This window comes from Brevibacterium sp. LE-L (genome assembly GCF_050214925.1).
Taxonomy (GTDB): Bacteria; Actinomycetota; Actinomycetes; order Actinomycetales; family Brevibacteriaceae; genus Brevibacterium.
Map to the genome: position 1 here is coordinate 3,661,742 of NZ_CP189759.1, position 14,722 is coordinate 3,676,463.

The following is a 14,722-nucleotide window of genomic DNA, read 5'->3' on the forward strand; positions in this document are numbered from 1 at the left end:
CGAGGCGGGGTCCAGGCGCACGGCACCGCCGAACGCCTCAAGAATGCCGCAAGGCAGAAAGTGAAGTGACATGGACGTCAACGCCGCATTGGCCGACGCCTCAACCGTTCCGTTCTGGCTCGATACCGACCAGCGACCCGAGCCTCTGCCTCCTCTGGGCGAGGACATCGAAGCGGACCTCGTCATCGTCGGAGGCGGGTTCACCGGACTTTGGACCGCACTTCAGGCGAAGGAACGCGATCCCGAGCGGCACGTGGTCCTTCTCGAAGCGAACTCCATCGGGTGGGCCGCCTCCGGTCGCAACGGCGGATTCTGCGCTGCGAGCCTGACCCACGGCTATGACAACGGCGCGAATCATCTGCCCGATGAGAACGATCGCCTCGCTCAGCTGGGGCGAGAGAACCTCGACGAGATCGAGGCCGCCGTGGCCAGGTATTCGATGGACTGCGAATTCGAACGCACCGGAGAGCTCGACGTCGCGACCGAGGACTACCAGGTCGCCGACCTCCGGGAAGCCCATGATCCGGACGCGGGATTCATCTTCTACGACCAGCAGGAGCTTGCCCAGATGGTCAAGTCCCCGACCTACAAGGGTGCGCTGTGGGATTCCCGTGAAGTCGCGATGCTCAACCCGGCCAAGCTGTGCTGGGAGCTGCTGCGGGTCATCCGCGAACTCGGCGTCGAGGTCTATGAGGGCACGAAGGTCACCGCGGTCAGCGATGAGAAGTCCACCGTGCGGCTGACCACTCCGGAGGCGACCATCGCCGCCCGAAACGTGGCCTTGGCGACGAACGTCTTCCCGTCCCTGCTCAAACGGGTCAGCCTGCACACAGTTCCCGTCTACGACTACGCGCTCATGACCGAACCGCTGTCGGACGAGCAGCTGGCGGCGATCGGCTGGGACGGGCGGCAGGGAATCGGCGACTGCGCCAACCGCTTCCACTACTACCGGCTCAGCGCCGACAATCGGATCCTCTTCGGCGGCTGGGACGCCGTCTACCACTATGGGCGGCAGATCTCGTGGAAGTACGATCAGCGGCCCGAGACCTTCGAGACTCTGGCCGAGCACTTCTTCGAGACCTTCCCGCAGCTGGAGGGGCTGAAGTTCACGCACAAATGGGGCGGGGCGATCGACACCTGCTCACGCTTCTTCTCCTTCTTCACCACCGCCTACGGCAATAAGGTGGCGATGGCGGCCGGTTTCACCGGCCTCGGCGTCGGTGCCTCGCGGTTCGCCGGCACGGTCATGCTCGACCTGCTCAGCGGTGAGAGGACCGAACTGACCGAGCTCGAGATGGTCCGCAAGCTGCCGCTGCCGTTCCCTCCCGAGCCGATCGCCTGGCTGGGGATCACGATGACGACGAACGCGATGATCAAGGCCGACGAGAACGAAGGCCGACGCGGTCCGCTGCTCAAGGTCCTGGACGCCGTGGGCATGGGCTTCGACTCCTGAGCTCACCGGCGGTCTCGCTGCCGGACGGCCCGGCGGTCCTTCGACCGGACCGCGGGGCGGAGCACCGGCCATGCTTGATAGACTTTGGGCGAGCGCGGGAGGAACTCCCGAACACTTTCACAAAGGAGCAGAACACGCATGGCACGTGTCGTCGTTGAGGTGATGCCCAAACCCGAGATCCTTGACCCCCAGGGCAAGGCGATCTCCGGCGGACTGAATCGCCTCGGCTTCACCGGGTTCGGTGAGGTTCGTCAGGGCAAGAGGTTCGAACTCGAAGTCGAAGGCGAGGCCACCGAGGAAGTGCTCGCCCAGGCCCGTGAAGCCGCGGAGAAGCTCCTGTCGAACCCCGTCATCGAAAACGTCGTCGCAGTGCGCGTGGCCGAGGATGCCTCGTGACCGCTGTGGCCGATGATCCCACCCTCGCCGAGGCGGCGGCCGAGTCCGGAGCCTCCATCGGTGTCGTCACGTTCCCCGGAACGCTCGATGACCGCGACGCGGCCCGTGCCGTGCGTCTTGCGGGTGCGAACCCGGTGAACCTGTGGCATGCGGATTCGTCGCTGTCCGGTGTCGACGCCGTCATCCTGCCCGGCGGGTTCTCCTATGGTGACTACCTGCGCTGTGGCGCAATCGCCGGCTTCGCCCCGATCATGGAGTCCGTCGTGGCTGCTGCGAACGCGGGCATGCCCGTGCTCGGCATCTGCAACGGCTTCCAGATCCTCTGCGAATCCCACCTGCTGCCCGGTGCGCTCATCCGCAACGACCACCAGCATTTCATCTGCCGCGATCAGAACCTCGTGGTGGAGAACGCGAACACTGCATGGACGAGCGACTATGACCAGGGTCAGACGATCCGCATTCCGCTGAAGAACGGTGAGGGCGGATTCGTCGCCACCGACGAGGTGCTCGACGAGCTCGAGGCCACCGGCCGTGTGGTCTTCCGCTACCAGGGCTTCAACCCGAACGGTTCTCTGCGTGACATCGCGGGGATCACGAATGAAGCGGGCAATGTCGTCGGCCTCATGCCGCACCCCGAGCACGCCGTCGAAGCCGGGTTCGGTCCCGAAGACGGCAGTGGAACCGACGGTCAGGGATTCTTCTCCTCGGCCGTGCGGACGCTCATCAGCAAGGGCTGAATCTCTCACGAGGCTGGGCGCCTCACCGGGCTCTCTCGGGTATCCTCCCGGGCTCAGATCGGCCCCGGTTCCTCGACTCTGTGTCGAGGGACCGGGGCCGATCGCCTGTCTGCCGGGACCGGGGCGCGCCGTCGGACCGGGTATCGTCACCGACCCGACGGGTCACCGGTCACTGTCAGTTCAGGCTTCTGCGCCGGGCCAAGGCGATCGCCGCTCCCCCGCCGAGGATGAGCAGGCTGCCTGCCACCAGTCCGGTGAGTTCTGCACCGGTGCGCGGCATCGATGCTCCGCCGCCGGCATTGTCGGAATCTCCGCTCCCGCCCCCACCGGTCTCCGAACCGGTGACGACGAATTGCCCGTCCCGGGACGTATCGACACAGGTGGCGCGCACATTGTAGGTTCCGACGTAGTGCGCAGGATCGTCGCCGAGACCGTAGACCTGAATTCCGGCGGTGCCCTCTTCATCGGCCGCCGCCGTCTGCTCATAGAGCTTGTCCTCCATGCCTGCCGAATACACCTCGAACTGCACATCAGTGTCGGGAGCACACTCGGTGACCGTCAGTTCTACGCCTTTGTCCCGATCGATGAAGTCGGTTCCGGAGATCCGTTCAGGAGTGATCGAGAGCTTCGGGTCGATGGCGCTGCCGTCATCGGTGACGGTGAACGTCGTCTCGGCGCTCTTATCACCGCAGGTGGCCATGACGAGGAATTCGGTCGCCCATCCGCCACCTCCTTCTTCGGGAGTGAACCGGACGGATCCGGCGGCGTCCTCACCTGCCTTCTGCGTCTCCGACCAGATCTCGGTGTCGGGATCGTGCTTGGTGCTCACGCGGAAGGTGACATCGGAGTCGACGTGGCAGTTGACCAACGTGATGGTGACACCGCTGTCGAGGAAGTCGCGCAGCGACTGAGTCTTCGGAGTCACGGTGAGGTCCGCGTCGGCAGCATCGTCTGCTGTGACGGAGAACGTCGTCTCCTCGGTCGTGTCACCGCAGCTCGCGCTCACCGCGTAGTCGCCGACCAGCTCGTCTCCTCCGGCGTCCGGAATGAAGGTGGTGAAGCCGGCGGCGTCTTCCCCCGCCGCGAACTGAGTGTCTTCCCAGATGGGAGTGTCCTCTCCCTCGCGGGTGACCGTGAAGGTCACTTCTTCGTCCATGACACAGTTGCTCAGGGTGATGCCGACACCGTTCTTCTGGAAGGTGTCGAGGCCCTGAGTCTTCGGATCGACGCTGAGATCGCCATCGGAATCGTCATCGGCTGCGGTGATGGTCACGCTGCCGGTGAAGGTCTTCGACTCCTGCCCGTCCCTGTCGACCGTCACGGTGACGCTGAGGACATCGCCGACCTTCACTTCGGAGTTGCCGCGCAGCGATCCGTTGAACGTTCCATCGCTGTCGACGGTGATCGGACCGTCTTCGCCGGGCGAGGCGGTGACTCTGTCTCCGGCGGTGAGTCCGGTGATCGTATAGGGGATGGCCTCAGCCGCTTCGTCGACGGGCATCGTCTTCTGGTCGAGGGAGAAGGACGCGTCGATCGGAGTCGAATCCTCGCCTCCGCCGTCGGCACCGTCGTCGGGGTCGGCGGAGTCCTCGCCGTCGTTCGGGTCAGCTGAGTCCTCGCCCTCACCTGCATCGCTTCCGTGATCTCCCTCATCGGGATCGGTGGATTCACCGCCGCCACCGGGGTCCGTGGCGTCCTCACCATCGCCGGGATCCTCCGGTGCCGGATTCTCAGTCTCGGGAGCATCCGCAGCACCGTCTCCGGCATCACCTGCGGCATGGAGATCTGCCGATTGCGGGACCGTGTCGCTGTCTGCCTGTGCGGCCGCCGGGCTCCATCCGCCGAGGGAGAGAGCCAGGGCGAATGTCGCCGCCATTGCCAACCGTTTCATGATGGTCCTTCCAGAATGCTGACCGGCTGCCGTCGTCAGCTGTGGTACGGACCATACGCAGGTGGAGGAGAGCAGAGAACTTTAGGTCATTGTGGTCATGACAGAAGTGATAGAGCGGTATTGCCGAATATTTACCACTTCGCAACCCTGGCCCGAGCCGACCGTTTCGGTGCCCGGCGTGCGTCCGACAGACCTCGCTCTCTGACCTGCACGATCATCGCGAAACCGACCTCGTACTCGCCTGCATCGGACTTCGGAAGATTGTCTCGAATACATCGCTTTCGCCATTCCGGGCCCGAAAAACGTTATCCGGGTCAACCCATCACGTGTTCGTCGGCGACTCCGTATCCGCGATGTCAACGGCATCAGCATCGGTTTCGGCGAGCACCTCGGTGGTGAAATGCTCTTCAGCGTCCTCACCGCGGAACTGCGACATATAGAGGCGGTGGTAGGCGCCGCCGGCCGCGAGCAGCTCGTCGTGACTGCCGTGCTCGACGATCGCACCGTCTTCCATCACGAGGATGGTGTGGGCGTCGCGAATCGTCGAGAGCCTGTGCGCGATGACGAAGGAAGTCCGATCGGTTCGCAGGGCCGCCATCGCCTGCTGCACAAGCACCTCGGTACGGGTGTCGACAGAAGAGGTCGCCTCGTCGAGGATGAGCAGCGAAGGGTCGGCCAGGAAGGCTCGGGCGATGGTGATGAGCTGTCGCTCACCGGCGGAGACGCTGCCTCCGTCGGCGTCGATGACCGTGTCGTAGCCGTCGGGAAGCTGCCGGACGAATCGGTCGACCATCGTCGCCTGCGCCGCAGCGATGACTTCCTCATCGGTGGCGTCGAGACGACCGTAACGGATGTTCTCCGCGATCGTTCCTTCGAACAGCCACGCATCCTGGAGCACCATGCCCACATGCGACCGCAGATCGGCACGACTGAGCTCCCGGACATCGATGCCGTCGAGGATGATCCTGCCGCCGGTGATCTCGTAGAAGCGCATCACGAGGTTGACCAGGGTGGTCTTGCCGGCACCGGTCGGTCCCACGATCGCGACCGTGTGGCCGGGGTCCGCGGTGAAGGACACTTTCTCGATGAGCGGAGTCTGCGGGTCGTAGCGGAAGCTGACCTCGGAGAACGTGACCTTGCCTGGGGTCCGCGGAGGAAGCGTCTGTTCCACCTCATCGGGGTCCTCTTCATCGGCGTCGAGCAGTTCGAAGGTCCGCTCGGCCGACGCCACACCGGACTGGAGCATGTTCGCGACACCGGCCATCTCGGAGATGGGCTGCGAGAACTCACGAGAGTACTGGATGAAAGCGGTCGCATCACCGAGCGTCATCTGGCCTGTGGCGACCTTGAGGCCGCCGGCGACGGCGATGAGCACATAGCTGAGGTAGGACACGAACTGCATCGACGGCATGATCATGCCGGAGACGAACTGGGCTCCGGCCGACGCCGCATACAGCGATTCGTTGCGACGGTCGAACTCTTCGAGCATGACCTCGTCACGACCGAAGGCCCGAACGATGTCGAGTCCGGAGAAGGACTCTTCGACGTGCCCGTTGACCTCGCCGGTGTGCTTCCACTGCGCTTTGAACAGCTTCTGCGACCGGGTGCCGATGATCCCGGCGATGATCGCCGACAGAGGCAGGGCGATGAGCGCCAGCAGCGCGAGCTGCCAGGACACGATGAACATCATCACGCCGATGCCGATGATCGTCAGAGCCGATTGCACCAGTTGGGAGAACGCCTGCTGCAGCGCCTGTTGGATGTTGTCGACGTCGTTCGTCACTCGCGACATCACGTCTCCGCGCTGCCGAGTGTCGAAGTACCGCAGCGGCAGACGGTTGATCTTGCGTTCGATGTCCTCACGCAGTCGGTAGACCACGCGCATGACCAAAGCGTTGAGGATGTAGCCCTGCGCCCACATGAGCATCGAGGCCACGAGATACATGAGCAGGACGATGATGATGATCTGCCCGAGCGCTGTGAAGTCGATGCCTTCTCCGGGCACCACATCTGCGGTGGCGAGCATATCGGCGAAGTCGTCGCGGCCTTCGGCGCGGGCTCCGGAGATGATGTCATCGATGTTCGCGCCCGCCGGCAGCTGCGCGCCGATGATGCCGGAGTAGACGACGTCCATCGCTTTGCCGAGCACCTTGGGGGCGATGACGGTGAGGACGACGGAGCCGACGACGAGCGCGACGACGTTGATCAGCCCCATCTTCTCGCTGGCCATGAGCCCGAAGAGGCGTTTGACCGAGGGCCAGAAGTGCTTGGCCTTGCGCGGTGGGGTGCCTCCGCTCATTTCGAGTTCTTCGCCGCTGGGCATGTATTCATCGTCCGTGGACACGGCGTTTTCGGTCGAGGTGTCGTTCGTCATGTCAGTTCACCTCTTCCGCTGTCAGCTGGGATTCGACGATGGCGCGGTAGGTCGGGTTGGACTCTGCGAGTTCTTCGTGAGTGCCGCGTCCGACGATCTTGCCGGCTTCGAGGACGATGATCTGGTCGGCTTCGCGGATGGTGGACACGCGCTGGGCCACCACGATGACAGTGGCCTCTTCCGTCGATTCGGACAGTGCCGCCCGCAGTCGGGAGTCAGTGGCGACGTCGAGGGCGGAGAACGAGTCGTCGAAGACGTAGATCTGCGGTTTCACGGTCAGCGCCCGCGCGATGCACAGTCGCTGCCTTTGTCCGCCCGAGTAGTTCGTGCCGCCCTGTGCGACTCCCTGTTCGAGCTGGTCTTCCTTCTCGGACACGAAGTCGTCGGCTTGGGCGACGCGCAGGGCTTCCCACAGCTCCTCGTCGGTGGCGTCTTCGTTGCCGAAGCGCAGATTCGTCGCGATCGTGCCGGAGAACAGGTAGGGCTTCTGCGGGACGAGGCCGATCAGCCGCGCCAGCTGATGACGGTTGAAAGCGGACACGGGGATCCCGTCGATGAGGATCTCTCCGATCTGCGGGTCGATGAGCCGGGGGATGAGGTTGACGATCGTCGACTTTCCGGCTCCGGTGGAACCGATGATCGCCGTCGTGGTGCCGGGCTCCGCCGTGAAGTTCAGACCTTCGAGAACGGGCACCTCGGCGCCGGGGTAGCCGAAGGTGACATTGCGGAACTCGAGCTCGCCTCGGCGCGGGAGTTCGTCGACTCCTTCCGGAATGGTCATGGTGGTGCGGGCATCGAGGATCTCGGCGATGCGTTCGGCGCAGACGACGGCGCGAGGAATCATCATCATCATGAACACGCCCATCATCACGGCCACGAGGATCTGCAGCAGGTACTGCAGGAAAGCGGTCAGCGAACCGACTTCCATCTGACCGGCGTCGACACGGTGTCCGCCGAACCACAGCACTGCGGCGGTGGCGAGGTGGAGGATCATCATGATCGCGGGGAACATGAGCACGAAGAGGTTGCCGACCTTGACCGAGGTCTCGGTCAGGGCCCGGTTGGCGTCGGCGTAGCGGTCGGTCTCGAAGGGTTCGCGCACGAATGCACGGATGACGCGGATGCCGGTGATCTGCTCGCGCAGGACGCCGTTGATGTCGTCAACCTGGTCCTGCATGCGGCGGAACAGCGGCATGAGGAGGTAGACGAGGATCGCGACGACGACGAAGAGGACAGGCACGGCGACCCAGACGAGCCAGGACAGACCGACGTCCTCACGCAGCGCCATGATGATTCCGCCGATGCACATGATCGGGGTGGAGACCATGAAGTTCAAGGTCATGAGCACGAGCATCTGGACCTGCTGGACATCGTTGGTGTTGCGGGTGATGAGGGTCGCGGAGCCGAACTTCCCGACCTCGAGCATCGACAGCTCGTCGACCTGGCGGTAGATGGCGCGGCGGAGGTCCCGCCCGACGCCCATGCCGGTGCGCGCGCCGAAGTAGATCGCGGCGATCGCGGTGACGACTTGGACGAAGCAGACGAGCAGCATCGTCATGCCCGTCGACCAGATGAAGTCGGTGTCGCCCTTGGCCACGCCTTCATCGATGATCCGGGCGTTGAGGCTCGGCAGGTACAGCGCGGCGATGGTCGCCGCCAATTGGAGGATGACGACCAGAATGATGAACAGCCAATAGTCTTTGGCATATTTCAGGGACAGGCGGAGTAGGGCCACGTTGAACGTCCTGATTGAAGAGTGACTGACGAATGAGTCGTGAGAGATGCGAAGCGCAACAGACTATCTTACATACCTTCCCCTTTCAGCGGTAGACGGACAGGATCTCCTCTCGGTCCTGCCCCTTCCTCCAGTGCTCGTTTCTGCCTTCAGCACACCATGCGGCACTGACACGAGCGAATCACCGCGTGCCTCCTCGCTTCTCGGGCGCTCCGGCTTAGGCTGGAAATATGAGCTCAACTCTGCAGGATCTGGTCAATCGCGCCGTCTTCTACTCCACCGAGGTGCAGACGCATTTCGGTGGTCTCATCGCCGACGCCGAATGGGAAGTCGATTTCGGCGCCGACCCGCACCTGACGTTCAGCTCCTCCGAGGGTGTCGTGCTGCGTGCACGACCGCATCTGCTCGGGTCCGAATCGGGCCGGGACAAGACCTGGCTCTGGGGATGGGAGAACGTCAACGACTTCCCCGACGCCGTCGTCGGACTCTCTCACGACGTCCGCAAGTTCGGTGCCGCCGAGGAGGTCGCCGAGCTCACGACCGCAGAACTCGATCTTGATGAGGAGCTTGCGCTGCGGCTGACCCTGGCGGCGAAGGAGGCCACCGGCAGATGGACTCACTATCCGGCCGCTGCCGGTGCCGGCACGACCGTGTGGCTTCTCGTCGAAGCCGACGAGATCGTCTTGCCCGAGCCGCAGGTGAAGGTGTCCGTGCGCGCGCTCATGCAGGGTCTGACGCAGACGACGGTGAGCGATCATCGCGCAGCCATCGACGCGTACGTGGCCAAGCGCGGGATCCCCGTCCGTGAGCTGCCCGAGGGCGGTTTGCGGATGCTCTTCGCCGACGGTTCCGCTGACCTGTCCTTCGATTCCGAACGCCGTATCTCCAATTGCGATATGAATACCCCGCTGGAGGGCGAGGCCGCCGAACAGTTTGCTGCGGCCGGGCACACTTCCGCCGAAGCGGCCGCGAGCCCGACAACAGCGACCGCCGGTGGGGAAAGCGGTGGGACGGTTGCCGCGCAGCCTTCCCCAGCCGAACCGTCGACGTCGTCCGCCGAGGCGGCCCCCACCACCGCTGCGCCCGCCGACACCGGTGCTGGTTCCGCCGGAGCCGGACGCACCGAGCACCCAGGCGCCGGCCCCGGGTCGGCCGAACCGGTCCGCAACGAGCCTGCGGCCGCCTCGGCGGGGGCGGACTCCCCGATCGAGTCTTCCGTCGGCGAAGGCTCCGCGGCCGATGACTCGACCGGTTCCTGGACCGATGAGAAGCCGACAGATGTCTCCTCGCCGGAGACTCCTGCCGAGGATGCGGCAGAGGTCGAACAGCCTGCGGCGAAGGAAGACAAGCCGAAGAAGAAGGGACTGTTCTCCAAGCTCTTCGGACGCTGACTCGAGGGCGAGGGCCCGTGACGTTGCACGGGTCCTTGCGCGGAATGTGGGGCCTCCATCATGTGACTGGGCCTCAGCGATTGAGCGTCAGCGATTCACTGGTGCCTCGGGAGCCCAGCGAAAACCGCGGTCGAAGAGGAAGCGTCGTTCCTCATCGCTCTCGATTGTCAGCTCCGAGCCGTCGATGCGCAGTGAGAACGAATCGTCACCCTTCTTCTCGTAGTCGAACTCGAGGGTGCCGGACGAGTCGCGGATGAGCGTCTGAGCGCCTTTCCGGATGGGAAAGAGCTCGGCTGTGATCGAGGTGCCGTCGACGGTGTACAGGCCGTCCTGGAAGTCGCCGTCAGCGTAGCGGATGCTCAGTCGATTGCCGTTGCCGGAGTTGATCTGTCCGAAAGCGATCTGTGTGATGTCGTCTGTTGTGTGCTCGGTGCCGTCGATCTTCACCGGAGTACCGCCGGCTGCTGCCGTGTAGACGCCCGAGACCTCTTCGGAACCGGTCAGACGCCCCCAGCCGAAGCTCGCCCCGGAGGCGAGGCCGCCGCCGACGACGAGGAGCACGGCGAGGATCGGTGAGGCCCAGCGGGTGATGCGCACGAAGACTCTGTTGCGCCAGATCAGGCCGCTGACAGCCGGCCCGGTGTTCCGGCCGAGCAGGAACCTCACGACGCGGGGGACGTTGGGGACGAGGAGGATGATGCCGGCCACCGCCATTGCTCCCGACAGCTGTTTGACGGGGACGTCGAACGTCAGGTTGAGCAGGAACACGATGCTCATGTCGAGCACCGCGATGAGGGCACCGAGCCAGGCTGTACGACGGAAGAGCAGCAGGATGACGGCGATGAGTTCGGCGAGCCCGGCAAGGAGCTGCACGGTCGGGGAGAATGCCATGAATCGCCACAGCAGCCCCATCGGGCTCATCTCTCCGTACTGAACGAGTGCGTCGGCGTAGTCCGCGTATCCCATCTGAACGTGGAAGACCTTCGTCCAGGCGTAGGGCATGAGCGAGACGGCCAAGCCCATGCGCAGCAGCCAGTGGAGTGCCCAGAGCACTGCGGTCCACCGTGGACGCTCGCCGCCGGGCGCGGCTGGCTCTGAGGCGTGCTGAGCAGCGGTTCCGGTGGCGTCTGAACTGTCAGGGACGTCAGCGGCGTCCGAGGTAACCTGAGCATCCGATGGTCCGTGTGTATCAGGAGTCGTCATGGAGTCCACGTTACCGACAGCATTGCATGCTGGTATTGGGGTTTTCCAGAAAGCACGATCATGAACGCGGACCGAGTCCTGGACGGGAGTCTTCCGCGGCACCGACATCGGTCAGCAGATATCCCGGCGCCGTCACGACTCGTTCGGGGAATGCGAGGTTAGGATCGACGCATGGATCTCGCAGACATCTGGCCACCGTTCGGGCTGACGATTCGCACGGGTGATCTTGAGATGACTCCTGTGCGAGTGGGGTGTCATGATTTGAGTAGACAGCAGAACCCGATGAAAGGAAACTGCTGCACATGACTACCAACCAATCCCCGCGGCGGCCCCGCAGAGAGTTCACCTCGGAGTTCAAGGCCGACGCCGTCGCGATGGTCACCGACCTCGGGAAGTCCCGAGCCGAAGTCGCCCGCGACCTCGACATCAACGAGTCGACGCTGGGCCGGTGGGTCGCGAAGGCCACTGGCACTGAAGGAACCGGCTCCGGATCAGCTCGACGCGCTCCCGACGCCAACAGTGATGACCCGGCCGAGATGGCCAAGGAAATCGCTCGTTTGAAGCAGGAGAACGCGTTCTTGAAAAAAGCCGCGGCCTTCTTCGCGAAGGAACAGCCGTGAGCGCGAAGTACGAGCTGATCCACACCGAAGAAGGCGCCTTCCCCGTCACCTTGATGACCCAGATTCTGGGAATTGAGCGCACCGGCTACTATGCGTGGAAGAACCGGCAGGACACCGAACCGGACCCTGAGTCCAGGCGTGGTCGCCGCCAGATCGTCGCCGACCGGGTCTACGCCCTGTGGTTGGCGTCGAACAAGGTCTACGGCATTCGCCGGATCCACAAGGATCTCGCAGCCGAAGGGATCACCGTTTCGCTGGGGTTGGTCGCTGCGATCATGCGCGAGCTCGGGATCGCGGGTGTCCAACCCCGGGCAACGAAGCGAACCACGATCCCTGCCGCCGATGCCCAGGACAGGGCGGATCTGGTGCGGCGGGAGTTCAACCCGCCGGTACCCACGACGCATCTGGTCAGCGACATCACTTATCTGAAGACGGGTGAGGGGTGGTTGTTCCTGGCCACGGTCATCGATCTCACGACCCGGATGGTGGTGGGGTGGGCGACGGCGAAGCATATGCGCACGAGTCTGATCATCGATGCTCTTAAGGTCGCCTACCAGGGCGGATACGTTGCCGAGGGCGCAATAGCGCATTCGGATCGAGGCAGCCAGTACACCTCTGCGGAGTATGCGGAAGTCGCACGATTGATGCAGGTTCGCTTGTCAGTGGGCAGGACTGGGGTGTGTTGGGACAACGCGGTCGCGGAGGCGTTTTTCGCTTCGTTGAAGAATGAGATGTTCCATCGTCAGCGATTCGCTACTCGCGCAAGGGCACGGCTGGCGGTCGCGGAGTATATCGAGGTGTTCTACAACCGGAAGAGGCGTCACTCGGCGTTGGGCTATGAGATCCCTGCCCGGGCGATGGAGTCGTTCTTCGATCGCACCGAGACGGAATCATCGGCAGCCGACCGGGCTGCTTGAGGAAATAGTGTTCTCCTGTCGAAACAACTTGACACAGTCCAGAGAGACCGACTATCCGGAACTGGCTGAGACCGCCGGTGCAGGGGTCAGGCCGGATGGTGTGTTCGCGTTCCTCGTCGATTGGGACACGGGTTCCGCTGAGCAGGTAGCCCGTTCGCTGGCACAGTATCACTGGAGGACTCGGGGAGAGTTCAGCACGGAGGGTTGGACGATCGAGTTCGCCGTCCGGGCACAGGGACGGATCATCGGTGTCCAAGGCGTGAGCAGCACCAGTTTCCCGCGTACCCGGTCTGTCTCCACGGGTTCGTGGTTGGCCCGCTCCGAACACGGAAAGGGCTACGGCACCCGTATGCGAGCGGCGCTGGTGACTGCATTCGCCGATCACTTCGGAGCAGAGACGTTCCACACGGGCTATTTCATCGGCAACGACGCCAGCCGCCGGGTTTCGGAGAAAGTCGGCTACCGGCCCAATGGTGAGCACACCATCATCGCTCAGGACGGCAACGCTCACCTGGAATACCGCGCCGTGCTCAGTGCAGACAAGATCGTCCGTCCTCCGGATCCTGTCGAGGTCACCGGCGCCGAGGCGGTCCGTCGGTTCCTCGGAATCGACTGAAGGGACTGATGCAAGGAGAGGTGACAATTCGGGTGTCACGCTGCGACTGCAGGTGACTCAATAATTGCCTCGTACTCAACCGGTGTCAAACGACCCAACCGGGCCTGCCGCCGACGCCGGTGATACGTCCGCTCAATCCACGTCACGATCGCGATTCTCAACTGCTCCCGGCTCGACCACCGGCGACGGTCGAGAACGTTCTTCTGCACCAGGGCGAAAAACGATTCCATGGCAGCATTGTCGCCGGCCGCGCCGACTCTGCCCATCGATCCGATCAGGCCGTGGCGGGCCAGAGCACGGGTGAATTTCTTCGACCGGAATTGGCTGCCGCGATCGCTATGGACCACGCATCCGGCCACGTCACCACCGCGACGGGCCACGGCCATCTCGAGGGCATCAACAGCTAACCGAGCCTTCATTCGGGCCCCGATGGAGTAGCCGACGATCCGCGAGGAGTAGACGTCCTTGATCGCGCACATGTACAGCTTGCCCTCATCGGTGCGATGCTCCGTTATGTCGGTCAGCCAGAGCTGATTCGGTCCATCGGCTCGGAACTCGTGGCGGGTGCGCCCATCGGCGTCGGTGACGACGCACAGGTCGTCGTGGACGGCCGGGCCCGGCCGTTTGCCGTTCTTGGCTCGGGCCTTGCCGAAGACGGAGAACCACGAGTTGGCCGAGCACAGCCGCCACGCGGTGCGCACGGCCATCGGATACCCGGCGATTTCGGCCTCATCGGCCAGGTACCGGTACCCGAATTCCGGGTCATCGGCATGGGCATCGAACAAGGCGTTGGCCCGATACGCCTCATTCACCTCGGCTTCAGGGACAGGGGCGGCCAGCCATCGGTAGTAGGGCTGGCGAGAGAGCTTCAATACCCGACACGACACCGCAACGGGGATACCGTCGGCGGCGAGCTCTCTCACGAGCGGGTAGAGCCTTTTGACGGCAGATTCGCCTGCGACAAGTAGGCGGCTGCGCGGCGCAGGACCTCGTTCTCCTGTTCCAGCAGGCGAGTCCGACGTCTGAGTTCTCGGAGTTCGGCTGACTCATCGGTGGTCTTGCCGGGCTTGTTGCCGGCATCGATGTCTGCTTGGCGGAGCCATTTCGCGATGGTGCCTTCGTGGACGCCGAAGTCCTTGGCGATCTGGGCGATCGTGGTCTTCTCGTCGCGGTTCAAGACGACGCGGATGACGTCATCGCGGAACTCTTTCGGGTAGGGCTGGGGCATGGTGTCTATCCTTCCAGGCTTGCCTGTGAACAAGCCAGATCAGATGTCACCAAAACCTGCATCAGTCCCGAACACCACCACGCCACACTGCCCACAAACCACCAAGAAACACGGTTGTGGTCAGCAGCAACACGACCCATGAATACGAGGAAGGCCCCGCC

The 14,722-nt window shown here is 63.8% G+C and carries 11 protein-coding genes; 6 read left to right on the forward strand and 5 right to left on the reverse strand.

All coding sequences use genetic code 11. From position 1 onward, the window contains the following. The first annotated feature begins 70 nt into the window (after positions 1-70). The 3 genes from ACQE2J_RS16700 (at position 71) to purQ (ending at position 2,586) form a co-directional block, all read left to right on the forward strand. The gene (locus tag ACQE2J_RS16700; protein ID WP_135537467.1) at positions 71-1,453 is read left to right on the forward strand and encodes an NAD(P)/FAD-dependent oxidoreductase; all 1,383 of its coding nucleotides are present in this window, start codon (positions 71-73) and stop codon (positions 1,451-1,453) included. Between the two features lie 138 nt (positions 1,454-1,591). Then, positions 1,592-1,849: a phosphoribosylformylglycinamidine synthase subunit PurS gene (gene purS, locus ACQE2J_RS16705; RefSeq protein WP_135537468.1), complete on the forward strand. Its 258-nt coding sequence runs from the start codon at positions 1,592-1,594 to the stop codon at positions 1,847-1,849. Then, positions 1,846-2,586, forward strand: a complete 741-nt coding sequence (gene purQ, locus ACQE2J_RS16710) for a phosphoribosylformylglycinamidine synthase subunit PurQ (RefSeq protein ID WP_135537469.1) — start codon at positions 1,846-1,848, stop codon at positions 2,584-2,586. The genes purS and purQ overlap by 4 nt, the downstream gene beginning before the upstream one ends. Positions 2,587-2,761: 175 nt before the next feature. Here the strand turns inward: purQ and ACQE2J_RS16715 are convergent, their stop codons facing one another. The 3 genes from ACQE2J_RS16715 to ACQE2J_RS16725 form a co-directional block, all read right to left on the reverse strand. Then, positions 2,762-4,477: a hypothetical protein gene (locus tag ACQE2J_RS16715; RefSeq protein WP_135537470.1), complete on the reverse strand. Its 1,716-nt coding sequence runs from the start codon at positions 4,475-4,477 to the stop codon at positions 2,762-2,764. 322 nt (positions 4,478-4,799) lie between these two features. Next, positions 4,800-6,851: an ABC transporter ATP-binding protein gene (locus tag ACQE2J_RS16720; RefSeq protein ID WP_135537471.1), complete on the reverse strand. Its 2,052-nt coding sequence runs from the start codon at positions 6,849-6,851 to the stop codon at positions 4,800-4,802. 1 nt (position 6,852) lies between these two features. Then, positions 6,853-8,586 (reverse strand): ABC transporter ATP-binding protein, encoded by a 1,734-nt coding sequence (locus ACQE2J_RS16725; protein WP_135537472.1) that lies wholly within the window; start codon positions 8,584-8,586, stop codon positions 6,853-6,855. Between the two features lie 230 nt (positions 8,587-8,816). Between ACQE2J_RS16725 and ACQE2J_RS16730 the strand changes: the two genes are divergently transcribed. Then, positions 8,817-9,977, forward strand: coding sequence for a DUF6882 domain-containing protein (locus tag ACQE2J_RS16730; RefSeq protein WP_135537473.1), 1,161 nt, complete (start codon positions 8,817-8,819; stop codon positions 9,975-9,977). Between the two features lie 87 nt (positions 9,978-10,064). On the opposite strand, the gene ACQE2J_RS16735 is transcribed toward ACQE2J_RS16730, so the two are convergent. Then, positions 10,065-11,180 (reverse strand): DoxX family protein, encoded by a 1,116-nt coding sequence (locus tag ACQE2J_RS16735; protein ID WP_240689545.1) that lies wholly within the window; start codon positions 11,178-11,180, stop codon positions 10,065-10,067. 302 nt (positions 11,181-11,482) lie between these two features. Here ACQE2J_RS16735 and ACQE2J_RS16740 point away from each other — a divergent pair. Together ACQE2J_RS16740 and ACQE2J_RS16745 are read left to right on the forward strand one after the other, a co-directional pair. Further along, a protein-coding gene (locus tag ACQE2J_RS16740; RefSeq protein WP_425120641.1) for an IS3 family transposase occupies positions 11,483-12,717 on the forward strand; the annotation gives its coding sequence in 2 pieces (ribosomal slippage) (positions 11,483-11,768 and positions 11,768-12,717; 1,236 coding nt in all). A gap of 28 nt (positions 12,718-12,745) precedes the next feature. Continuing rightward, complete coding sequence (locus ACQE2J_RS16745; RefSeq protein ID WP_240690181.1) at positions 12,746-13,333, forward strand: GNAT family N-acetyltransferase; 588 nt, start codon at positions 12,746-12,748, stop codon at positions 13,331-13,333. A 35-nt stretch (positions 13,334-13,368) separates the two neighbouring features. On the opposite strand, the gene ACQE2J_RS16750 is transcribed toward ACQE2J_RS16745, so the two are convergent. Beyond that, positions 13,369-14,561 (reverse strand): IS3 family transposase gene (locus ACQE2J_RS16750; RefSeq protein WP_426936694.1). Its coding sequence is split into 2 segments (ribosomal slippage): positions 13,369-14,274 and positions 14,277-14,561, totalling 1,191 coding nucleotides; the frame shifts between segments, so codons are not numbered across the junction. Between the last annotated feature and the right edge of the window lie 161 nt (positions 14,562-14,722).